Here is a 22164-nt window from a genome sequence, read left to right as displayed (position 1 = left end):
CCCACAAACCTCTGACTTTTAGTCAGGGGTGGTTGATCCGGTTTTTGTTACCTGTTGCCACTGGGCTTAAAGAAGATTTAATGATTAAACGTAAGCTAGGGGTGGTCGCTTGCAAGTTGCCTGCGCCAGCCAGAAACGCCGCCTGCTATGGGGAACGGTTCCAGCCTGAAAAGCGGGCTTACACCTCGCTTGGAAGCCCGGCCAAAGCCGCCGGTCTCCCAAGTCGTCCCACCCAGTAACCTGGCCAGAAACGCCAGCTAACTGGGTCGACACAGCTGGCTCCGTTTCTGGCCGGCTCCGGCGCGTGGGAGTGGCCCAATTGTAGGTCTGAAGGTGCTGTAAGCAAAGACGGGCGGTTACTGACAAACACTACCGTAGCCGAGAGTTCGCCAAATATGGGTTCAGCCGCGGGAGTTTTCTTAGCGGTGGGCTTGGCCGGTTAGAAAACTGGCAACTTGGAGACGTGGGCTATCGGCTCCAAGTTGAGGGTCAAGACCGCTCTTTGGCTTGACCCGACGCCCGCAGCGATCCGACCCATATTTGGCGAACGGTAGGCGGCAGTGAACACCAAGTAGGAAAAGGACGCGCAACCGCAGGCGGAGCCCTAGCTGACGCAGGCCCTGGTTTAGTCAATTTTGCTGGGCAGTGCACACCAGGCAGAAAAAAGGCCGTTCACCCGAAAAGGTAAACGACCTGGAAATGTTTGGGTTAAAGGTGTTACTCGGCTGCATAAGTCCAGTCGTAGGACAAGAGCTGGTGGAACCGTTCGCCAATGGGAACCCACAACTTGGCTTTGGCAATGTTGCTAATGGACTCCCAGAACAGCGGATCCTTACGCTCCTTGTCGCTCAGATTAATGTTGACGTAACTCCCGGCTTCCGTTTTGGCGATTACGTAGGGGTAGAACACCTTGGTAATCCGGGCGGGAGTAATGCTTTTAATTTTCGGGTTGTCATCAATCAGCATAAGCACGCTTCCTTTCACTTGATGGATTCAGTATACCGGGAAAAGGTAGCGAAAACCACCAAGTTTGTTTAAGGATTTCCTGAGAATTTCTTAGTTTTTTAAGTGGCCTGCTTAACGGCGGATGATGGCAGCATTTCTAACTACAGATTGCAAGTACAAAAACACTTGATAATACTCAGCTGACAAGGATTGTGAACATGAAATTAGTTCACGCCATCACCTACGGCTGTCAGAGATTCCGGTAGCTATGGGGAACGCCGGCGGCCTATGGAGCGGTCCGCCGACTCGGTTTGAAGCTTAACGAACCCCATCAAGCTCCAAACACGTCCCACGCTGTAAGCTGAGAAAAACACTCAGCTAACACCGTCGTCACAGCAACCTACACCTCTGACTGCCTCCGGTTACGTCGGTGGTTAACCACAAAATTAACAGGAAAATCGCTGAAATGGCAATGTCCAGCTACATTAGTGGGTGATCTCCCGCGTAGCCGTGAGTGAGCTAAATTTGGACTCAGCCGTGGGCGTTTTCAAGTGATTTGCTTGGAAACTGGCGTCTTCGAGACGTGGTTTTCGGCTCGAAGCGAGGTTGAAGACCGCCTTTTGGCTTCGACCGGTCCTTCCCACAGCGTCACGGTCCAAATTTGGCGAACGGTAAGGCGGCCAGCACGGACCATATGACAGTCAAAGACTGATTTTGTCGCCATAAACTCTGGTGTCGCAATGAAGCTAGCCACTGTTAAGTTTGCAACGATACCGTGAAACGGGCGCCGTGAGGGTCATTGTCCGTGATGGCGATGGTGCCTTGGTTGAGCTGCACCAGCTGAGACACGATGGCTAACCCCAGGCCGCTCCCCGCAATCTTCGTGGAGCGAGAGGCATCCACCCGGTAGAACCGCTCAAAGATGTGCTCGCGGTCGGCCGCCGGAATGCCAGGGCCGTGATCCGCCACGGTGAATTGACCCGCGGTGGCCGTTTGACTGATGATGACGTGAATCTGCTGGTCGGACGGTGAATATTTATGCGCGTTATCCAGCAGTGCAATCAAGATCTGGTGCAGCATGTCCGCGTCGGCTTGGACCATGACGGGCTGGTCGGGGCTGGTGAAGGTCACACGCTGACTGACCAGGGGCTGGTAGTGGCTGACGACGGCCTGCGCCAATTTGGTCAGGTCCAGCGGTTGGAGGGTGACTTCGGCGCGGTCGGCTCGGGACAGGTGCAGCAGGTTTTCAATCAGGTGTTGCATGCGCAACGATTCCTGGTCGATGAAGCCCAGTGATTCGGGGATGACCTCGGGATGTTGCTGGCCCCGGCGTTCAATCAATTTTAAATTCCCGCGAATCGTGGCGATGGGGGTCCGTAACTCGTGAGACGCGTCGGAAATGAATTGGCGCTCCCGTTCCAGTCGGCCATTTTGTGCTGCCAGTAACTGGTTGAAATCCCGCGCCAGGTGGGCCACTTCGACCGGTTCAGTGGGTTGCGGTAATTCCGGTTGACTGACGTCGGGGTTGGCGGCGGCTTGTTGGGCCGCGGTCGCCAGCGAAATGGTCGGCGCACTCAGGCTCTTGGCCAGCCGCCGTACGTATAGCAGGCCCACCAACAGGCTCAGCCCAATGGCGATGATCAGCACGGAAATTAAGACGTGCAGGTTGCCGACCAGCACGTGCATCCCAATGAAGAGATAGTAGGTGTGACTGCCGGTCCGTAGCGTTTCCGAGAAATACAGCCCCCAGCCCTTGATGTAGACCAAATGGGTAAAGGGAATCGACCAATTGCTGGCCTTGACCAGTTCGGATCCGTGTGGCAGTAAGGAAGTCGTTGACCCATCATTGTTTTTGATCAGGACAAAGGTGTTGTGAGAATTCAGGCCACTACTGCGGTTGACCGTCAACCAGTCCTTGAAATTACTGACTTGCGTGGTCTGCAGACTGGCACTGAGCCGCTCCGCTTGGTCTTGCGCGCGCAACAGCTGGTCCACGGTCAGGGTGATGCTGACGGTCAGCACGATGATGAGGCCAATCGTGATCAACAGGCTGGTAAAGGAGTGGCGAATGATGTCCGCGTAGGTTCGCGGCGTGTGGTTAGTGCTCATCGGGATCATCTTCCTTTAGACTGTAGCCGACACCGCGAATCGTGTGAAAGAGGTGCGGGGCGTCGGCCACGTCGATTTTATTGCGCAGGTAGCCGATGTACACATCGACCACGTTTTGCTGGCCCAAGAAGTCCACGCCCCAGACGTTGTCGAGAAGCTCGTCGCGGGTGAAGACCTGGCCGGGATGTTGCATGAGAAATAATAGGAGATCGTATTCGCGTTGGGTCAGCTGAATCGTTTCGCCAGCGCGGTCGACTTGGCGGGTCTTGGTAACCAGCGTCAGGTCGGCTAAACGGTACGTCTGGTCCAGGCCGCTCTGGTGAGCCGTACGGCGTTGAATCACCCGGATGCGGGCCAACAGTTCTTCGATTTCAAACGGCTTGGTGATGTAGTCATCGGCGCCGTTGTCTAGGCCGGTGACCTTGTCGCCCAAATAATCGCGGGCGGTCATCATGATGACGGGAAGCTCATCGTGTTTGCGAATGCGACGCAGCACTTCCATGCCGTCCATCTTCGGCAACATCCAGTCAAGTAAGACCAAGAGTAGCTTGTCTTTTTCGCGTTGGTAAGTCTCCCAGGCGGCTTCACCGTCGGCTGCGGTCAGGACGTCGAAGTCCTCAAATGTCAGCTCCTTGGCCACGTAACTGGCCAGGCCTTCTTCATCTTCTACAAGTAAAATGGTATTTTTCATGATTAGTCAAACTCCTTAATCGGCAGGGATTGTCAATAGTGTACCAAAAGAATGGAAACGAAATCTAAGAAATTCAAAGATTAACCTTAATTGGCCGTAAAGATTTTACGCCGCGCGCCATGGTATAACTAAGACATTGCAACAGCGCGAAGCTAAAAAATTTGAGGAGTGGTTGAAATGACAAACGTAAAAATGATGATGACCAAAGTTTTGCTGGGGACCATGGCACTGGCCACGGTAACGGCAACGTCGGCGGGTGCCTCAGCCGCTACTAACCCGGCCATGGCGGTTGCTGCGCCAAGAATCGAGCGGACCACGATCACGTTAAATCCGCGGCCGAATACGGAAGTGCAGGTCATTAAGATTCGGCTGAAGAAGCCAACGACGACCAAGCAACTGTCAAAACAGGTTCAAACCAACGTGGACGCTAGCGCATTGAATCTGGATCAAAAGCACACGGATAGTCAGCTCAAGTAAGCATAGCAAACGAAGCTTAACGGGACATTGCTGGCATGCGATAAAAACTAGGTTGGCACAGCCACACACTCTGAACTGGCCGCCTGCCGTCCACCAAATATGGGTCGGAACGCTGTGGGCGGACGGGTCGAGCCAAAGTGCGGTCTCGACACCTCGACTTTGAGCCGGAAGAGCGCGTCTCAAAGTCGCCAGTTACCTCACCAGCTAAAACCGCTGGCAAGGAAACTCCCACGGCTGAACCCATATTTGGCGGACTCTCGGCTACGAGGGTGTTTGCGGGACAACTAGTTTAGCCCGCGGTATCAATGGATGTTGCTGTTAAAGTTCAGTTGAATAAGCACCTATCCGCCAGGGATGGCTGAAAAATGATATGTACAGACAATTCGTTAAAATCACGGCGGTGAGCCACAATTAGTTTAGCATAACTGGCTAGAAGCGGTGCCATCTGGGACTGACAAAATCAGATTGTTGTGGCTGGTGAGATATTGCCAGACCTAGCTGGCAATAACCGCAACTAAAAAAATAGTTATGCAAAAGGAGCGTCGGGACTGGGACAATTGTCGCCGGACGCTCCATTTTAATGCCGTTACTGAAGATGGAAAAGCTAAATAAGTACCTGAATCCCATCTAGCTGGACCACTGACCACCAAACGCAATGGCTATCACTGGCACTGGATTTAAGTTGATTGGTGGTCGAGCGTCTCTGTAGCCGGAAGTTTGCCAAATATGAGCTCAGCCGTGGGAGTTCCCTTAGCGGCACGATTCATGCCGGTTAGGGAACTGGCGTCTTTGAGACGTGGGTTTCGGCTCAAGGACGAGGAGACGAGACCGCTCTTCGGCTCGTCCCGCCGCCCACCGCGTTTCGGCTCATATTTGGCGAACAGTAGGCAGCCAGCTCAGACTGTGTCGCCGTCAAGAATCTTACTAAGCGCCTTTCACCGCGTCAGCCACCGGCACATCGCCGTTGACCAATTCAATGATCTTGCCGGGAAGTGGGTGCTTGACGACAGCCACGACCGTTGCGGCAACGTCAGCTCGCGTGATGGCACTGGTATCGCTGCTGGCGGGGTCTAAGGTGATCTTGCCAGTCGGGTCGTCGTTGGTCAACATGCCCGGCCGTAAAATGGTGTAAGCTAAATTGGTCCGGTGGCGTAACCATTGGTCGGCATAGTATTTTGCCACGTAATAAGGGCGAATACCAGACTTTTCCCAGAAGGACCGGTCGTCGGTTCCCAGGGCACTAACCATAATGAAACGCTTGATGCCGGCCTTTTCCGTCGCAATCATGGCCTTGATGGCCCCGTCCAGGTCAATGTTTAAGGTCATGTCATCGCCGGTACTGCCACCAGAACCAGCGGAGAAGATGACCGTGTCGATATCATTCATCGCGGGAACCATGGCGTCGGCGGTCCCCATCAGATCGAACATCCGGGGTTGGCCACCGAGGCTCTTGATCGTATCCGCCTGTTGCGCATTGCGAATCCCACCGTAAACGGTCTCGCCGGTAGCGGCCAGTTGCTTGACGATGTGCTGGCCAACGTGACCGTGAGCACCAATAATTAAAGTTGTCATGAAATTCCTCCTAGTTTTGCGAGTCACTTAACTAAGGTCTACTTTAACGGTTTCAGCCGTGAATTTCAGCTAAAACGACTTCTTAGCGTTTTGGGGGTCAGTCCAATTCGGTTTATCGCGGACTGATTGCTGAGGTCGGAGGCAAAGTGGTGGCGAAAATTACCGGTTTTGGGTATAATTTTTAATAATTAGCAGCGGCAGTTTGTCAGGCGAGAAACCGGTTAAACAGTGACCTAACAACGATTGAGTTGTGTGTGATTAATTGTGAAAAAGATTACGATTGTTTCAAGCTGGTTTTTCACCTGATAAGCCGTATAATAGAGATAAATCATCCCTGACAGTTAGAACACCCACTGATTTCCAAATGGGGGGAGTAGTGGTTATTTGGTTAAAATGTAACCGTTTTAATCATCTGAAATGTTAACGACTGGCTGTACTCGGGAGAACTTCTATAACAGAAAAGGGGTCGTTTCATTATGGCAACGATTTTAGTTCTAGGTGGCGGATACGCCGGTATGCGGGCCGTCAAGTTCTTGCAACGCGAGGTTCCTAGCGAAGACCAGATTGTGCTGGTCGATAAGACGGGAACGCACACGGAAAAAACCAACTTACACGAAGTGGCGGCGGGAACCATTGCGCCAGAACGGATTACCTATGAGATCAACGATGTGATCGGGAGCCGGGTCAACTTCATCCGCGACACGGTCACCAACGTCGACGTTGACCAAAAGCAGGTCACCTTAGAAAATCATGCACCTTTGACCTATGACTATCTGGTCTTGGCGCTGGGCTTCCAGTCCGAAACGTTCGGATTGAAGGGCGCGACGGAAAACGCCTTACCAATGGATGATTTGGAAACGTCCGAGGCGGTTTACCAACACATTGAAAATAAAGCCAAAAACTACGCTCAGACGCAAGATGAAAACGACTTGACGATTGCGGTCTGTGGGGCCGGCTTTACCGGGATCGAACTGCTGGGCGAGCTCAGCCAATCCTTGCCAAAGCTCCAAACGCGCTATAACACGCCAGCCTTCAAGGTGGTTTGCTTAGAAATGGGCAAGAGTATTTTGCCAATGTTTGACAAGTCACTGGCAGACTACGCGTTGGCCTTCATGTCCAAGCACCATATCGAAATGAAGTTGGGCGCCGCGATTACCGAAATTAAACCGGGTGCGGTCGTTTACCAAGATAAAAATAGTGACGACGAGGCAGAACACGAAGTCAAAGCCAACACGATCGTTTGGACCGTGGGGGTCAGTGGGTCACAAGTCATTGCGGACTCCGGCTTCGAACAACGGCGTAACCGGGTCGTGGTCAAGGACGACCTGACGTTGGAAGGTCACCCAGAGGTCTACATCATTGGGGATGTCTCCGCGGTCATGGATCCAGACAGCGGCCGGCCATACCCAACGACGGCGCAAATCGCGTTGGCTTGTGGGTCACACGCCGCGAAGAACATCGGCTTGGCCTTACGGGGTCACGAGACGCGGCCGTTCGTCTACAAGTCCAGCGGGACCGTGGCCTCATTGAGTGACCGTGATGGTATTGGTGAAATCTTCAGTAGTAAGAAGAAGATTCACGGGTACGTGGCGTCTGCCATGAAGAAGATCATCACTGACCGCTCCTTGATGGAAAGTGCCCACTTGAGTACCACATTAGCCAAGGGTCGCTTTGATTTATACCACTAAACTTCAGACAAATAAATCAGCGAGTGGGCAAATTAGCCCGCTCGCTTTTTTAATGGTAAAATAAGACAAAAAGGTGGAATTGCCATGCTACAAAAGCAGCTCAACACACCGTTGGGGCCGATGACAGCCATGTCAGATGGCCTGTCGTTAAACGGCCTGTGGTTTGTGGATCAGAAATATTACGGAAGTACGTTGCCCAAGCTGACTTTGTTGGCGCAACGACCAATTTTTGCCAAAGTGCAGGCGTGGCTGGACGCCTACTTCGCTGGTGAAGATCCGACCGTTGATTTTCCGGTCCAACCCGCGGGAACGCCCTTTCGTCAGGCGGTGTGGGCGCAGCTACGGCAGATTCCTTATGGCGAGGTGACGACGTACGGGACACTGGCTACGGTGGTCGGTGACCAACTAGGGCATTTGGTTGGAGCCCAGGCGATTGGTGGGGCTGTCGGGCATAACCCGATCAGCTTGGTTATTTCGTGTCATCGGGTGGTTGCCGGTGATGGTGCGTTGACCGGCTACGCTGGCGGCATGGCGCGTAAACAAGCGCTGTTGCGGCTGGAGGGTCAGCTAAAAACGAACGAAGAGCACGTAAGTTTACGGAAAACCCCCTGAATTTCAGAAAAATAGCGGGTGTTTTACCCGTTGTGCACAAAACTATCGTACAATCAGTCCGGAGATATGCTATAATCAATCCTGTTCAAATACTTTAGAGTACGATTATTAATAGACATAATCGGTTGATAAAATTGTCGAGTTTTTTCACGAAAGGGGTTTCTTCTGCCGTGAGAACGCGTATAATTTTAGTCAGCTTAGGACGTGAGTTCAGGTTACTGGTTTCTGGGGGGATTGCTAGTAACGTTTGATACTTAAACATAGATAGTGTGTAAATGATTGGAGGTATCACGATGGCTGCATCAGAAACTAAGGAGCGAATTGCGGAGGCCTTGGCTTCGTTGTTGAACCACAATACGTTTGATAAGATCACGGTCCGTGAAATTGCGGATGAGGCGGAAGTCCACCGGAAGACGTTCTATTATTACTTTGCGGATAAATATGAGTTGTTGGCATTTGTTTACGAGCACTTCATCGTTGAAGCGCCACGGCATGAACAACCCATGACCTTGACCTTAGAGAACTGGCGACCGGCAGTGATTCAATTGCTCGAACGCATCGCTGATCATTCAAAGATCTTCTTGAACGCCTACCCGTATGATGATGGGGTTTGGCGTCAATCAATGAATGAATTTGTGGCATCACGATTGTCAATTCTGCTCCATGCAATGCCCGAGTACCGTTACTTAAAGGAAGATGTCATTGACACGTCCGCAGAATTCATTGCGTCCGGGGCTTTAGGCATCATCAATAAATGGGCTGACGACAGCTTCACGGCAAATCCGCGAACGGTGTTAGACCAAATTACGACGGCTAACCGGCTGTTCAACGGGATTTTGGATCGTTGGAAGTTGAGCTAGACGTCTCATAAAATTGCATGCAGTATTCGCGGGGACCTGGAAAATTTTCCGGGTCTTTTTTATGGCCACAAACGCGTCAAATTTGCCGGTTGGTTAAGCCCCAACATTGGTAAAGATATGGTAGACCAATTTTATAAAATGCAACCGGTTGAAAGTGGATGAGTCTGATGGTTTCACAAATATTTTGCTGAAAAAATCACAAACAAAAGACTGGTATTAAAGGAATTAGACGGGTATAGTATCACTCGTAAGGGGTTACATTGTGAATGACGGAGAACCCCATAAGGAGGAAATTAAGATGGCCTACCAAACTACCAATCCCTATACCAATGAAGTAGTCAAAACTTATGAAAACGCGACACCTGAATACGTGGAAGCAAGTCTTGCCAAGGCACAAAAACTGTACAAAGCATGGCGGAATGATCCGGTCTTTACTCGGACACCCGTCTTACACAAGCTGGCGCAAATTTTCCGTGATGAAACGGATAGTCTCGCGAAGGTGTTAACGACTGAAATGGGCAAGCTGTACACCGAAGCTAAGGGTGAAGTGATTCTCTGTGCCATGATTGCGGATTACTACGCTGACCATGCCGCAGAACTCCTGACGCCCCGCAAGATCGAAACGATTGCCGGCGAAGCGCAATTGGAAAATCATCCGTTAGGCGTCCTGCTGGCGGTCGAACCATGGAACTTCCCATACTACCAAATGATGCGGATCTTTGCGCCTAACTTTGCGGTAGGGGACCCCATCGTGTACAAGCATGCGGCCATCACCCCAGCCTCAGCATTGGCTTTTGAAGACGCTGTTCGCCGCGCGGGTGCGCCAGATGGTGCGTTGACCAACCTCTTCTTGTCTTACGACCAAGTGTCTGACGTGGTCGCTGACAAGCGGATCCAAGGGGTCGCTCTGACCGGTTCCGAACGTGGGGGGACTGCGGTCGCTGAAGTGGCTGGCAAGTACTTGAAGAAGAACACCATGGAGCTTGGCGGGGTCGATGCCTTTATCGTGGCCCATGACGCCAACATGGCTGACGTGAAGGCGATTGCCCCGCGGGCGCGTTTATACAACGCCGGGCAGGTCTGCACGTCATCCAAGCGTTTTATCGTGACGGCTAACCATTACGATGAGTTCCTGGAATCCTTGAAGGCGGCCTTCTCATCAGTTAAGATGGGCGACCCGATGGATCCAGAAACCACGCTGGCACCGATGAACTCCAAGAAGGCGAAGGAAAAGCTACAGGTACAGGTCAACGAAGCCATTGCTGGCGGCGCGACGGCCTACTACGTGCATGAACCGATCGACGACGAGGGCCAATTCTTCATGCCAACCATTTTGACGGATATCGATAAGAGTAACCCGGCATATGGTAAGGAAATGTTTGGTCCCGTGGCGCAGGTCTACAAGGTCGCTGATGACGACGCAGCCGTTGCCTTGGCTAACGATGCGGACTACGGCCTGGGCGGCATTGTCTTTGCCGGCAGCCAAGAAGCGGGCGCTAAGTTGGCCTCCCGGATTGAAACGGGAATGGTCTTCGTCAACACCTTCTTCAGCTCATTGCCAGAGCTGGAATTCGGTGGCGTCAAGAAGTCCGGCTTCGGCCGTGAATTGGGTCAAACCGGGATTTCCAGCTTCGTCAACCAGGAACTGGTCGTTAAGCGGGACCACCCGAATGATGATGAAACTGGTGGGTTGATTTTGCCACATAAGTTTTAGAGAATGAAATGATGTTTTTGGAGGGGATGACCTGTCGTGGGTTGTCCCTTTTTATGGGCTCAAAAAAGTGGATGCCAGTGGGTGATAATTAGTCATACAAAGTGATTGATATCTTAATGCGAGTTGTGTATATTCACTGGTAAGAGCTGTGCTTTTTCAGAAATAAATTGGTGATTCTCTACCAAAAAGTGAGAGGTTTACGATAGGCGATTCTCTGCCATAAGTGAGAGATTTAGTGTTGAGGGGCTGCTTGTCAGCCTCCTTTTTTAGTGGAAAGTTGTGAGAAGTTTGGCGATGACATTGGGTTAGTCGCTAAATGTTTTGGGAATAGTCAGCCATCCTTGCTAATCAGGTTATCAGTTAGGTGGAAGAATCAATCTTAAAAATTCATCATTACGCAAAATTATTGTAAAAATCAAATAAAATGTGATAATCTGAACAAGTACAAAAGTTGAAAGGGTGATTGATGATGACAGATCGTTTAAAGGACAAAGTGGCTATTATTACGGGTGGGGTTGCCGGAATTGGCCTCGGTATCGCGAATTGCTACGTGCGTGAAGGGGCAAAGGTGGTTCTGACTGCCAACCATAATGTTGATGGCGGGCATGCTGCCGTTGCCAAATTTGGTGAAGATGTGAGCCTGTTTGTGCAGCAAGACGTTGCCAAGGAAGCGGACTGGCAAAAGGTCATTGACGCCACGGTCGCTAAATTTGGCCGGGTCGATATTTTAGTCAACAATGCCGGCATCGGCGGTGTTAACGGCGCTATCGAAGACCTGTCCTTAGACGACTGGCAAAAGGTGATCGACGTTAATTTGACGGCAAACTTCTTAGGCGAGAAGGCAGCCATTCACGCCATGAAGGATACCGCCGACGCCAAGGGGTCCATCATCAACGTTTCCTCAGTTGCCGGTCTGGTGGGCCTGCCATTTGCCCCAGCCTACTCCGCCAGCAAGGGGGGCACGCGCCTGTTGACGCACGCCACGGCCTTAAACCTGGCTCAACGGAAGATCAATATCCGCGTCAACTCAGTTCACCCTGGCTGGATCGACACGGCTATCGTTCCCGAAGCCGCACGTAAGCAGATTATTGCCGGCATCCCCGTCGGTCACATGGGCGAACCCGAAGACATCGGCGAAGTCTGTGTCTACCTGGGGAGCGACGAGTCTAAATTTGCCAACGGCGCCGAATTCACGGTTGACGGTGGTCAACGCGCTTAACGATAACTGAATGCAAGACACCAAGAGAGGCCGATGACGATAACCGTCACAGGCCTCTCTTTTCAGTCGTAGATTAATGTTCGGTAGCTAATTTTGAATAGACGGCCGCGTCGGTAAATCCCGTGGTCGTGGGGATGTGCTGGCGCAAAATGCCATCCAACTGGTAGTGATTGCGTTCGGCGACTTGGCGGCTAGCGTGATTGGCGGTCGCCGCTAGAATCTCTAACTTGACCAAGTTGAGCTGGTCAAAGCCGACCGCCTCTACCTCTGCGAGACTGCGGCTGATGACGCCTTGTCCCCGGAAATCGCGGCCGAGCCAATAACCGACGTCGGCGTGGCGGTCTTGGAAATTGTGCAGGTCGATCATGCCAGCGGGCTGTTGGTCGACCCAAATGACGGCCAACCAAAGCTGTTTATCCGCGATGCGTCCCTGACAGTAGCGCAGGAAGATCCGTTCATCGGCCGCCGAATGCGTCGTTGCCGCCCAGGGGAGCCAGCGAGCCAGGGTGGCTTGGTCTTGTTGGATTAGGGCGAACAAGGCCGGCGCATCCGCCACATTGGGCGAGCGTAGGTCAATTTTTGGTTGTGTCATTGGCGCACCTCCTGAACCTTTTCTCCAGTTATACGCGCTACCAGGCGGAAAGTCAAAGTGTCCAAAATAAAAACGGCCAGGAACGCGTCCCAGCCGTTTGGTCGTGGTGAGTTACTTGACGATACCCACCGTATTTAAAATCAGGTAAATGTTCAAAATAATCAGAATGACCGCGATGATCCAACCCAGAATCTTACTCCAGGTCCGGTTGACGAATTCACCCATCAGATCCTTACTACTGGTGAAGATGACCAGCGGAATCATGGCAAATGGCAACGCGATACTCAAGAAGACTTGTGAGAACGTCAGTAGGTTTTCAATCTTGGCCTCGTTACCGTGGTAAATGATGGCGAAGATGATCACTGGCGTCACGGAGAGTAACCGGGTAATCAACCGTTGGGCCCAAAGTGGCATCTTCAGGTTGATGAACCCTTCCATGATGATCTGCCCAGCCAGCGTCCCGGTGATGGTCGAACTTTGCCCGGATGATAAGAGGGCTAAGGCGAACAGCATACTCAAGATTGGACTGGCGATGGCACCCACGATTTGACTATCGCTCAAGGCGTTGAACAGGTCGACGAATCGGCCCAGGTCACTGTTCGTTCCGAAGAACAGGGCAGCCCCTAAGATCAGCAACAGACTGTTGACGACGAAGGCCAATGTCAATTGGATGTTGGAATCGATCGTGGTGAACTTGATGGCCTGGGCCACACTCTTGCGGTCCTTGCGATCAAAGCTCCGCGTCTGTGAAATTGATGACCCCAGATACAAGTCATGGGGCATCACGGTCGCCCCGACGATCCCTAAGGACAGGTAGAGCATGCCGTGATTGGTTACGACCTTGCTAGAAGGCAGGTAGCCTTGAAGAACTTGCCCCATGTGTGGTTGGGCTAAGATGACTTCGTATAAGAAGACGAAGAGGATCACGGCCACCAGGGTCGCCACAATGGCTTCGATCTTTCTGAAACCTAACTTCATCAAGACCAACAGGACCAAAACGTCCATGGCAGTGATGATGATCCCGACAATCAGTGGGAAGCCGAACAACAGCTTTAAGGCGATGGCCGACCCAATGATTTCGGCGATATCCGTGGCCATAATGGCTAATTCAGTGATGATCCACAGGACGAAGCCGGTTCGCTTACCGGTTCGTTCCCGGGTCAATTGGGCCAAATCCTTACCGGTCACAATCCCCAATCGCGCTGACATGGCTTGTAGCAACATGGCCACCAAGCTAGACAGTAAGACCACGGTCAGTAACGTGTACTTGTACTGAGCACCACCGGCGATGGACGTGATCCAGTTCCCGGGGTCCATATACCCCACGGCGATTAACGCCCCGGGGCCGGTATAGGCCATCAGTGTGCGCCAGAAGCCCGCATTTTGTGGGACCTCCACCGTTCCGTTGACTTCATCCAGGCTCTTTTGGTCGCTCCCGGTTGACTGAATCATATGGTGCTTCTTCTCGTCGGTTTCATGATTCTTCATAAAATCCCTCTTTTCTATTGGCTTAGAAATTCAGGTAGTCGATTGACTTCTGCCTTTCCTGGTAAACGCGAGTCAGCGTCAGCGTGGCGAAAATGGTGCGAATAATGGCAAAATTTACGAAACTAACTCTAATGACGCGCTTTAATTCCACCCGTAAGTATAGGCTATTTAGCCGTAAAGTCAACCGTGTTGGGGATAATTTTTGGCGGGCCAAAAAAGTTTTTATATTCGAGTGCTTAACTTTTTTAAATGGCTGATTGGTGGCGAAGTGCCGACGAAATTTTTTATGGTGCCGTTTCCATGCGGTTTCTACCACACTGTGTGAATTCTGCACAAAGTTAAAACTAGGTGGGGACGGGACACAAACCAGTGGGTCGGTCTAATCGCAGTATTAGGCGTTGGTTAATTTGCGGGGCAAAAACTTTTTTCACCCAAAAGGTGTGGCCCCTGGTAAGCTGGGGCAATGACCAGGTGTAAACGCAAATAATCCGATTGGTTCCGGTTGTTTAGAAACAAATGGTAGATGACCTAGTTTCCAAAACTAGATGATTGCGTTATAATAACAGATAAGATCAAAACGTGAAACTAGTAGAAATGAGGTAACTTCTATGCAACCAGAAAAAATCGCCATTTTAGTGGATTCGTGTTCAGACGTCCCGGCAGATGTCTTGAAGGCTGCTGACATGGCGTTAATGCCGATGAACGTGATTTTCCGCGACCGGGTCTACGAGGACCGGTTGACGATCACGCCAGCCGAATTCTATCGGCGCCAGGCCACTGAATCGGCGACGACGGCCAGTCCCACGGGAAAAATGATTGTCGACGCGCTCGACCGAATTCAGGCCTCGGGCTACACCCACGTGATTGCCGTCTGCATCTCCGCCGCCCTGTCTGGGACCTTTCAAGAGACCCAGTTATTGGCGGCTGAGTCGCCGCTGACGGTCCATGTCATCAATACCCGCAGTGTCGGTATCGGTAGTGGCTTCGCGGCCATTTACGCGGCCCAATTGCGGGATAGTGGCCACAGCTTTGACGAGATCATCCAGGAGGTCGAACGGGTCACGGCGCAGACCAAGGTCTTCTTCTACGTGCCCAGTCTGAAATACTTGCAGGCCGGGGGCCGGATCGGCAAGGTCGCTGGCATGGCCGGCACGTTGCTGAACGTCAAGCCCATTATTTCCTGTGACGAAGAGGGTGTCTATTATCCGATTGCTAAGGTTCGTGGGGAGAAGCGCACGATTACCAAATTATTGGCGTTGATCGATGCGGCCGTCGGGGACGCCAAGCGGGTGAACATCGCCGTTTGTGACGGGGTCAACCCTGAACTACGGCAACAGGTGTTGACGCAGCTGCAGGCCAAGTACCCGCAGGTCGAGCACTGGTATGCCGGCGACGTGTCGCCAGCCCTCGGCGTGCACACGGGCCCCGGCCTCATCGGCGTCGGCGTCCAAGTCTTGGACTAGCTTAACGACAGATATTTCATTGAAACGTCCTAAACCAGATGCCTACAGCAGGCAGGGGTTCCACCTGCTCTGGGGAACGGTTCCAGCCGAAGGGCGGGCTTCCACCTCGCTTCAAAGCCTTGCTAGAACCCGCAAGTCTTCGAAGTCGTCCCACCCAGTAACCTGGCCAAGGACGCCAGCTAACTGGGTCGACACAGCTGGTTCCACCCCTGCCTGCTTCCGGCGAGTTGGTAGCTATCCATAACGCTAGCCGTCGTAGCTGACTAGTCCGGATCTGTAGGCCGGGCTACAGCTGCCAAGCGGTAGCGGTGTGACGTTGATTGGCGCAATCGTAGCCGAGGGTCTGCCAACTATAAGCTCAGTTGTGAGTTGTTGGGACAGCGCTGTGGTTCGCCTCTGCCAGCCTATTGGCAGACCGTGCAAGTCTCATTGTAGTGGGGTTCCCCATAGCAGGCGGAACCCCTGGCAGCCGCAGGCACTGCATCAATCAATTTAATCGCAAAAAAAGCCACGATAAGAGTCGTGGCTTGAGGGGGGATACGAGCAGGCTTAGATACTTTGGGGGAGTGCTAATTACTGCTCGTAAAGAGTATTAAGATTTGGTACGACTTCGTTAGCAACACTCGTTGTTACTAACTTGATTGTAGTGTAACGCCGATGGCGATTAGGTGCAATTGATTGGTTTCATAAATTTACTAATAACGAAGTTGGCTGTCAATCGTTGGTAAACTGAATAGTGGTTTCCACCCGATAAGGTTATTTTTGTGACGTATCAGCCAAAACTAGAAAGTCGTTGTAGGCCTGTGTTGACGGGGATACGACGACTTTTTTCGCGGTGGTGACCCCCAAAGATTTTAGAAAATACTGACAAAATTGTTTTTGGCCTTATAATGGGAATAGTCAAGTGAGTAGCTTTAGTCAGTGGCGACACTTTGCGGAAAATGCGGTAGTTGGCTAAGAAAACCAGTCTTGGTCGAAACCGTTTACACAAAATGCGGCTAGTGGTCAGGTGAGGGCGACCGTTACTGAGAGTTTTTAGAAAAAATGTGATGGTCGAAACCTGTTAACCGTTCATAGTACTATAAGCAGTTGGACCAATGGTACCAAGCAGTCTGGGCCGTTGACTAAAGACTCAAGCGTGTTTGGCCAGGCCAAACGTAACAGGATTGGAGATGATGGCGTGAGCATGATAACGATGATTTGGGATGTCATTTGGCATCCGCTGACAGTGCTGGTGCCGCTGACCAATCAGTTGGGAACGGGCATCTATCCGGTACTGTTCTTTTTAATTTTCTTGGAGTCGGGCATGCTGATCTTCTCATTCATTCCCGGTCAGTCCCTCCTGTTCATGGTGGGGTCGATTGCGGCTAACCCGCATTCTGAGTTAAATATTTGGTGGCTGGTGCTGATGTTTACGCTGGCCGCGACGGCTGGGTCGGCAGTTAAGTACCTGACGACGCGCAAATGGGGCGACCTGCAAGACAAGTTGATCGACCGGTTACCGGCTAAAAAAGTTGCGCAGGCCACGGCCGTCTTCACCCGTAACCAGGATCAAACGCTGCTGATTGGCCGGTTCATTCCGTTTGTGGGCCTGTTCGTGCCCATTATCGCGGGGACCACGGACATGAACTGGCGGCAATTTCGCCTCTTCAATCTCATGGGCAGCTTCATCTGGGTCGTTAGCTGTTCGGCGGTGGGCTATTTCTTTGGCAACACGCCGTTCATCCAGCAGAACTTCACGTGGCTGTTCATCGGCCTACTGGCGGTGCCGTTCTTGGCGCGCCAGGGCTGGCAGTATTACCGCCAGACACGGTAGCGTCGCGGAAATTTAGGCAAAAAGAAAGACCCTAGACAACATGCGGATTGTCTGGGGTCACTATTTAGGAATCTGTTAATAAATCACTTGTTTTGGGGGGAGTGCATCTATAGACAGTGATTCCTATCATCTATCACAGTGCTTAAGGTCAGAACGTATCACGAACCAACTATCCGTATCATAGTGATTTTAAGTTGAGTTAGCAAGCTAATTGTAACTTATCTAGCGGAATGGCTAAAAACAGGCGTGCACGAGTGTTCGGGAAACCTTAACTGGAGAGGCAGACAGTTAAATCGAGTTGAATGGACCGGTGTTTCGGTCGTGACTAGGGTCGCCGCAATCGGTGGCCAGCCGTAGCCGCTAGCCATTTACCAGTGGAGTATACGGGTTACGGTGTGGACGTTTGCAAGGAAAGTTAACAAACCGGGGATTTTCACTGAAGGCATGGCGTATCAATAGACGTTATTTTGACGCTTTTCGGTTTACAAAATTGCTTATAGAAGAATAACAATTTCACAAATATTAAGAGTGCAAATTGCACATTCACTCACCATTTTTATTGAAGTGTGAGGTTTTTACCGGAATCGGCGGTTTTTTCGAGACGAAGTCATTTATCTTTCGCTAACTTTCAAGTAGACTAGCTTTAGAATCGTTTTTCATGTAGGAGGGTAAACATGAAAGTCATCATTGTTGGTAGTACACACGCTGGAACCAATGCAGCGCTACAAATTTTGCGTGATCATCCAGAAACAGATGTGACCATTTACGAACGACACACGAACGTTTCTTTCTTATCTTGTGGGATTTCTTTGTTCCTTGATGGGCAAGTCAAGCATCTTGAGGACATGTTCTATTCTTCACCTGAACAACTTGCGGAAGCCGGGGCGAAAGTTTTGACCCGACACAACGTGATTAAGATCGACTCAGAAAACAAGTCGGTCGAAGTCGTGGATATGGAGTCTGGGGAAGTTTCAACGGACACTTATGACAAGCTGATCATGGCAACGGGGTCTACCGTGACGGTACCGCCAATTTTTGGTATCGATGAAGATAAGGTCATGTTATGTAAGAACTATGAGCAGGCGGTCGCCATTGATAAGGCCGCTGCCGGTAATAAGCGGATTGCAATTGTTGGGGCCGGTTATATCGGTACGGAATTGGCTGAAAGTTACGCGCGGACTGGCCACGACGTTCAACTATTCCAGTCACGGGACATCATTTTGAATCACTATGTTGATAAGGGCTTATCCGATCATATCGTTAACTTGTTGGAAGACCATGGGGTTCAGGTTCTGCTGGACCGGCGCGTCACGTCCTTCACGGGTAACGACGATGGTGAACTGGTCATTGAAACCACGAATGGCGATTTCACTGCCGACTTAGCGGTGGTCTGCACCGGTTTCGTGCCGAACACGGAGCTCTTGCGGGGCCAAGTCGAGATGGACCGGCACGGCGCCATTATCATCAATGACTACGTGCAAACGTCTAATCCAGACATCTTCGCTTGTGGGGATGCCAGTGTGGTTAACTTCAACCCAACTGGCAAGCCAGCCTACACGCCATTGGCAACCAACGCGGTTCGTCAAGGGATGCTGGCCGGAATCAACATTTTCGGTAACATTCAGAAATACATGGGCACGCAAGCCACGTCTGCGATGCAGATCTTCGGTCGGACGTTGGCCTCAACTGGGCTGACGATCGATCACGCGGTCAACGCGGGCTTAGATGCCGACATGGTCACCTTCGAAGGGACTTGGCGGCCAGGGTACATGCCATCCACGGATGACTTGACCATCAACTTGGTCTACAACCGGGAAAACCGGCGTATCCTGGGGGCACAGCTCTTCAGTAAGCATGAAGTTGCCCAATCAGCCAACGCCATTTCGATTGCGATTCAAAACCGCAACACGATTGACGACCTGGCCTTCGTGGACATGCTGTTCAACCCGAACTTCGACGACCCATTTAACTACCTGAACTTGGTAGCCCAACAGGCCGTGGAAAAGGAAACCAAGCGCGGCAACAACAAGCCACGCTTAACGGCGGGGATGGACGCTGACCCTGAATTTGCGGACAAAGAAAAGTAAACATTGTGTGAAAGGCGCCTTTCCGTTTGGGGAGGCGTTTTTTGCTTGGATGAATCAGCCCTACGTTTGTGGGGAACACACTTTTTCAGTGTCCAAGTCTAGCCAAATGGCAGAATCACCCCCACACCTGTGGGGAACACTCTACACGCTTTTGTTTCAATGCCTTATTGCAGGGATCACCCCCACACCTGTGGGGACCACATAAAAAAGACACACGCCTTCCCGCCAAGAAAGGGATCACCCCCACACCTGTGGGGACCACCCTAACCAAACGCCGTCACACCGGCATTCTATTTTTCACAAATCCCGGATTTTGTTTAACTTGCTAAACCCATCATACAGTGTTCAGCAGACTTATACAACTAAATTTCAAGACGTTTTCGTTAAGAATTTCATGAGCCATATGCCGGTTTAAAAGCCCTTGCCAGCAGGAGTAACGCATTTTCCTTGGCAAATCCATACCCCTTGGGGTATACTATGAGCATTGATTAAATTAGAGGAGGAATTTTTCAGATGCAAGCCATTACAAGCAAAGATTTTGAACACATCGGGGACGACACGGCGGTCACGGTCGTCGATTTTTGGGCAACTTGGTGTGGGCCATGTAAGATGCAAACGCCAGTCTTAGAAAAGCTGGACGAGGAGTATGGCGACCAGGTGAAGTTTGCTTCCTTGGACGTTGACCAGAACCAAGAGCTGGCGCAATCCCTGGGAATCATGAGCATTCCTTCACTGGTCATCTTTAAGAACGGCATGCCAACGGAAAAGGTCGTTGGCTTTCACCCCAAAGCGGCCCTCAAAAAGTACATTGACGAAAAGCTGACTGAGGTGAGTGCCTAGTGGTACAAACGACGGCAACTCAGCTCAAGAATCGCTTGCGGCGTGCCGATGGCCAACTGCAAGGCATTTTAAAAATGGTGGAAGAAGGCCGCGATTGTCAGGATGTTTTGACCCAGCTCGCTGCCGTGCGTTCTGGTGTTGACAGAATGATGGGCGTGGTCGTTGCGGAAAACGTCAAGCAGTGTGTGGCGGATGGCCAGCTGGATGCTGACCAGCAAGCCAAGCTACAGGAGGCGTTAGACCTCGTTGTTAAAACCCATTGATTTTTTCCATGAGTCGCCGAATTGGCGGCTTTTTTTGATATAATGGGAAGATAATTTTTGAGGAGGTCGTGACGTGATTAACGTGATTTCAATCGTCATTTTTGCTTTCATCGGTGGTGGAAGCCGATACCTACTGGGGCAACTAGTGTCCAGTACAATGGGATTTCCGTGGATGACGCTGCTGATTAACCTAGCCGGGAGCGGTATTTTAGCTTGGCTGTCACATGCCAAGCGACTCACAGCAACTTGGCCCACTGCCTTGACCGTAGGCTTAGGGGTCGGCGGTTGCGGGGCCTTTACCACCTTTTCCACGTTCAGCGTGGAGACCGTGCGGCTGGTGGCGCAACATCAGTGGGGAATCGCCGTTGCTTACATCCTAGCGACCTTGCTGGGCGGGATACTCTGCAGCGCAGTCGGCGTGGGCATTGCCCGGCGGTGGAGCACCTTCCACCTGGAGGAACAATGATGGCGGGAATTGCCGGCCTGGGCGCCGCTCTAGGGGCACTGGGGCGGTATGGCACCACGCGCTGGCTTCAAGCAGTTTACGGCAATCGCTGGCCCATCGCCACGCTGTTCATTAATTGGTTGGGGTCAGCGCTACTGGGTTTTCTGACTGGTTGGCAAATTGCGCATCTCTGGTTGGTCTTGCTGGGGACCGGTGTTTTAGGCGGCTTCACGACCTATTCGACCTTTAGCCATGAAGTCGTCATGCTCCTGGATCAGCGCCGGTTCGCTGCTACTGCCGGGTACCTGGGATTGAGCGTTGGCGGGGGCCTCTTGTTGGCGGCCGGTGGCTTGTGGCTGGGGTGGCAGCTGGCCTAGCCGTGAAACCAGTGGCATTTCAGCGGCAATTTCCTTATCATTAGGAGAGAAACCTTAACTATGAGAGGAGTGGCCAATTTGGCAAACCGCTTAACGATTGCGGAACAGAATCGAGAATTACGCGAACAATTGACGCCGGAAAATCAAGCGTACTGGGATGACCTGGTCACAGCGCTACGGCAACAATCCCGGTTTGCGGATGAAGAAAAATTACAACGCCACTTGCGCGAACAATTGCCACAACTATTAGTTGCGCAGTCTAACGACCAGTCCGCCGCTCAATTTTACGGGGCGGACCCGCAGACGGTGGCCGAGAAGATGGGCAGTGCCCGCAAGCGACCGACGTGGTGGACTTGGGATCTCCTGGTGCCCGTCATCATTTTCGTGCTCGGCGTGATTTTACCAGCCGCGATTCTGCCGGCCGTGCCACTGCAGGGATTGTTGATTGCCGTGCAGTTCGGGCTATTCGTTATCGCCATGGCTTTGGGCATCTGGCTGTCACAGCGGATGGCGCCACAGGGACAGGTGATCGGCTGGCTGGTCATCGTCGTCGGCCTCGTGCTGGCGATGTGGATTGCCGCTCGGACCGTGCCGGCAGCTGGTCTGATCTACCTGACCCGTGGTGGCGGGAGCGTGGCGTTACTGGTCTTTGCCGTGGCCGTCACCGCGCTGACTTGGTGGCATCACCGCCGTCACGCGGATTCCTGGTTCCCAGCCATTTTAGGTAGCCTGTGGATCACGACATTGTTGGCCTTACTGGCGCGGTTCCCGCTGACGTCAGGACTGATGGTCACGAGTTCGGGAAATTTCCTGATCGCGGTGGGCACAATCCTGGCCGATGCCAGCATCCTAATCATCGGTTGGCACATTTGGCAAGTACGTCAACATAAAACGAAGTAAACGCAA

At 51.9% G+C, this 22164-nt stretch carries 20 protein-coding genes; 14 read left to right on the top strand and 6 right to left on the bottom strand.

What is annotated here, in order from left to right; translation table 11 throughout:
* Window positions 1-717 precede the first annotated feature (717 nt).
* The 3 genes from NGM66_RS07640 to NGM66_RS07630 all read right to left on the bottom strand — a co-directional run bounded on the left by NGM66_RS07640 (window position 718) and on the right by NGM66_RS07630 (window position 3745).
* Window positions 718-966, bottom strand: coding sequence for a hypothetical protein (locus NGM66_RS07640; RefSeq protein WP_208907551.1), 249 nt, complete (start codon window positions 964-966; stop codon window positions 718-720).
* A 735-nt stretch (window positions 967-1701) separates the two neighbouring features.
* Window positions 1702-3054 carry a sensor histidine kinase gene (locus NGM66_RS07635; RefSeq protein ID WP_245155291.1) on the bottom strand — a complete coding sequence of 451 codons (1353 nt, stop codon included), beginning with the start codon at window positions 3052-3054 and terminating at the stop codon, window positions 1702-1704.
* Window positions 3044-3745 carry a response regulator transcription factor gene (locus tag NGM66_RS07630; protein WP_208907553.1) on the bottom strand — a complete coding sequence of 234 codons (702 nt, stop codon included), beginning with the start codon at window positions 3743-3745 and terminating at the stop codon, window positions 3044-3046. The genes NGM66_RS07635 and NGM66_RS07630 overlap by 11 nt, the downstream gene beginning before the upstream one ends.
* Window positions 3746-3922: 177 nt before the next feature.
* Here NGM66_RS07630 and NGM66_RS07625 point away from each other — a divergent pair, with 177 nt between their 5' ends.
* Window positions 3923-4222 (top strand): hypothetical protein, encoded by a 300-nt coding sequence (locus NGM66_RS07625; RefSeq protein WP_208907554.1) that lies wholly within the window; start codon window positions 3923-3925, stop codon window positions 4220-4222.
* A gap of 924 nt (window positions 4223-5146) precedes the next feature.
* Here the strand turns inward: NGM66_RS07625 and NGM66_RS07620 are convergent.
* Entirely contained in the window at window positions 5147-5794 is a 648-nt protein-coding gene (locus NGM66_RS07620) for an SDR family oxidoreductase (protein WP_208907555.1), read from the bottom strand.
* Window positions 5795-6270: 476 nt separating this feature from the next.
* Between NGM66_RS07620 and NGM66_RS07615 the strand changes: the two genes are divergently transcribed.
* The 5 genes from NGM66_RS07615 (at window position 6271) to NGM66_RS07595 (ending at window position 11887) form a co-directional block, all read left to right on the top strand.
* Entirely contained in the window at window positions 6271-7482 is a 1212-nt protein-coding gene (locus NGM66_RS07615) for an NAD(P)/FAD-dependent oxidoreductase (protein WP_208907556.1), read from the top strand.
* Window positions 7483-7566: 84 nt separating this feature from the next.
* Window positions 7567-8094 carry a methylated-DNA--[protein]-cysteine S-methyltransferase gene (locus NGM66_RS07610; protein ID WP_208907557.1) on the top strand — a complete coding sequence of 176 codons (528 nt, stop codon included), beginning with the start codon at window positions 7567-7569 and terminating at the stop codon, window positions 8092-8094.
* A 293-nt stretch (window positions 8095-8387) separates the two neighbouring features.
* Window positions 8388-8954: a TetR/AcrR family transcriptional regulator gene (locus NGM66_RS07605; protein ID WP_258115521.1), complete on the top strand. Its 567-nt coding sequence runs from the start codon at window positions 8388-8390 to the stop codon at window positions 8952-8954.
* 298 nt (window positions 8955-9252) lie between these two features.
* A complete protein-coding gene (locus NGM66_RS07600) occupies window positions 9253-10668 on the top strand; it encodes an NAD-dependent succinate-semialdehyde dehydrogenase (protein WP_208907559.1) in 1416 nt (471 codons plus the stop codon).
* A 469-nt stretch (window positions 10669-11137) separates the two neighbouring features.
* A complete protein-coding gene (locus NGM66_RS07595; protein ID WP_208910962.1) occupies window positions 11138-11887 on the top strand; it encodes a glucose 1-dehydrogenase in 750 nt (249 codons plus the stop codon).
* Window positions 11888-11960: 73 nt separating this feature from the next.
* Here NGM66_RS07595 and NGM66_RS07590 read toward each other — a convergent pair whose 3' ends face one another.
* Together NGM66_RS07590 and NGM66_RS07585 are read right to left on the bottom strand one after the other, a co-directional pair.
* Entirely contained in the window at window positions 11961-12479 is a 519-nt protein-coding gene (locus NGM66_RS07590) for a GNAT family N-acetyltransferase (protein ID WP_208907560.1), read from the bottom strand.
* Between the two features lie 111 nt (window positions 12480-12590).
* On the bottom strand, window positions 12591-13967 hold the full coding sequence (locus NGM66_RS07585; RefSeq protein ID WP_208907561.1) for an Nramp family divalent metal transporter: 1377 nt from the start codon (window positions 13965-13967) through the stop codon (window positions 12591-12593).
* A gap of 608 nt (window positions 13968-14575) precedes the next feature.
* Between NGM66_RS07585 and NGM66_RS07580 the strand changes: the two genes are divergently transcribed.
* The 8 genes from NGM66_RS07580 to NGM66_RS07545 all read left to right on the top strand — a co-directional run bounded on the left by NGM66_RS07580 (window position 14576) and on the right by NGM66_RS07545 (window position 22158).
* Window positions 14576-15430 (top strand): DegV family protein, encoded by an 855-nt coding sequence (locus NGM66_RS07580; protein ID WP_208907562.1) that lies wholly within the window; start codon window positions 14576-14578, stop codon window positions 15428-15430.
* 1186 nt (window positions 15431-16616) lie between these two features.
* A complete protein-coding gene (locus NGM66_RS07575) occupies window positions 16617-17246 on the top strand; it encodes a VTT domain-containing protein (RefSeq protein WP_208907563.1) in 630 nt (209 codons plus the stop codon).
* A gap of 674 nt (window positions 17247-17920) precedes the next feature.
* Window positions 17921-19333, top strand: coding sequence for an FAD-dependent oxidoreductase (locus tag NGM66_RS07570; protein WP_208907564.1), 1413 nt, complete (start codon window positions 17921-17923; stop codon window positions 19331-19333).
* Between the two features lie 513 nt (window positions 19334-19846).
* Window positions 19847-20173, top strand: coding sequence for a thioredoxin (gene trxA, locus NGM66_RS07565; RefSeq protein WP_208907565.1), 327 nt, complete (start codon window positions 19847-19849; stop codon window positions 20171-20173).
* On the top strand, window positions 20173-20436 hold the full coding sequence (locus tag NGM66_RS07560; RefSeq protein ID WP_258115520.1) for a metal-sensitive transcriptional regulator: 264 nt from the start codon (window positions 20173-20175) through the stop codon (window positions 20434-20436). Before trxA ends, NGM66_RS07560 begins: the two co-directional genes overlap by 1 nt.
* Before the next feature lie 73 nt (window positions 20437-20509).
* Complete coding sequence (locus NGM66_RS07555; protein WP_208907567.1) at window positions 20510-20902, top strand: fluoride efflux transporter FluC; 393 nt, start codon at window positions 20510-20512, stop codon at window positions 20900-20902.
* A complete protein-coding gene (locus NGM66_RS07550; RefSeq protein WP_245155292.1) occupies window positions 20899-21258 on the top strand; it encodes a fluoride efflux transporter FluC in 360 nt (119 codons plus the stop codon). The genes NGM66_RS07555 and NGM66_RS07550 overlap by 4 nt, the downstream gene beginning before the upstream one ends.
* A gap of 69 nt (window positions 21259-21327) precedes the next feature.
* A complete protein-coding gene (locus tag NGM66_RS07545; RefSeq protein WP_258115525.1) occupies window positions 21328-22158 on the top strand; it encodes a DUF1129 domain-containing protein in 831 nt (276 codons plus the stop codon).
* Window positions 22159-22164 lie beyond the last annotated feature (6 nt).

This window comes from Levilactobacillus yiduensis (genome assembly GCF_024718525.1).
Classification (GTDB): domain Bacteria; phylum Bacillota; class Bacilli; order Lactobacillales; family Lactobacillaceae; genus Levilactobacillus; species Levilactobacillus yiduensis.
This window is presented reverse-complemented; position numbering and strand designations above follow the sequence as displayed.

Bases quoted from the DNA above. Each gene is read 5' to 3' on its own strand.
- NGM66_RS07595 (WP_208910962.1), top strand. From the start codon at position 11,138: ATGACAGATCGTTTAAAGGACAAAGTGGCTATTATTACGGGTGGGGTT.
- NGM66_RS07620 (WP_208907555.1), bottom strand. From the start codon at position 5,794: ATGACAACTTTAATTATTGGTGCTCACGGTCACGTTGGCCAGCACATC.
- NGM66_RS07550 (WP_245155292.1), top strand. From the start codon at position 20,899: ATGATGGCGGGAATTGCCGGCCTGGGCGCCGCTCTAGGGGCACTGGGG.
- trxA (WP_208907565.1), top strand. From the start codon at position 19,847: ATGCAAGCCATTACAAGCAAAGATTTTGAACACATCGGGGACGACACG.
- NGM66_RS07570 (WP_208907564.1), top strand. From the start codon at position 17,921: ATGAAAGTCATCATTGTTGGTAGTACACACGCTGGAACCAATGCAGCG.
- NGM66_RS07630 (WP_208907553.1), bottom strand. From the start codon at position 3,745: ATGAAAAATACCATTTTACTTGTAGAAGATGAAGAAGGCCTGGCCAGT.
- NGM66_RS07625 (WP_208907554.1), top strand. From the start codon at position 3,923: ATGACAAACGTAAAAATGATGATGACCAAAGTTTTGCTGGGGACCATG.
- NGM66_RS07635 (WP_245155291.1), bottom strand. From the start codon at position 3,054: ATGAGCACTAACCACACGCCGCGAACCTACGCGGACATCATTCGCCAC.
- NGM66_RS07610 (WP_208907557.1), top strand. From the start codon at position 7,567: ATGCTACAAAAGCAGCTCAACACACCGTTGGGGCCGATGACAGCCATG.
- NGM66_RS07585 (WP_208907561.1), bottom strand. From the start codon at position 13,967: ATGAAGAATCATGAAACCGACGAGAAGAAGCACCATATGATTCAGTCA.
- NGM66_RS07605 (WP_258115521.1), top strand. From the start codon at position 8,388: ATGGCTGCATCAGAAACTAAGGAGCGAATTGCGGAGGCCTTGGCTTCG.
- NGM66_RS07580 (WP_208907562.1), top strand. From the start codon at position 14,576: ATGCAACCAGAAAAAATCGCCATTTTAGTGGATTCGTGTTCAGACGTC.
- NGM66_RS07590 (WP_208907560.1), bottom strand. From the start codon at position 12,479: ATGACACAACCAAAAATTGACCTACGCTCGCCCAATGTGGCGGATGCG.
- NGM66_RS07600 (WP_208907559.1), top strand. From the start codon at position 9,253: ATGGCCTACCAAACTACCAATCCCTATACCAATGAAGTAGTCAAAACT.
- NGM66_RS07575 (WP_208907563.1), top strand. From the start codon at position 16,617: ATGATAACGATGATTTGGGATGTCATTTGGCATCCGCTGACAGTGCTG.
- NGM66_RS07615 (WP_208907556.1), top strand. From the start codon at position 6,271: ATGGCAACGATTTTAGTTCTAGGTGGCGGATACGCCGGTATGCGGGCC.
- NGM66_RS07640 (WP_208907551.1), bottom strand. From the start codon at position 966: ATGCTGATTGATGACAACCCGAAAATTAAAAGCATTACTCCCGCCCGG.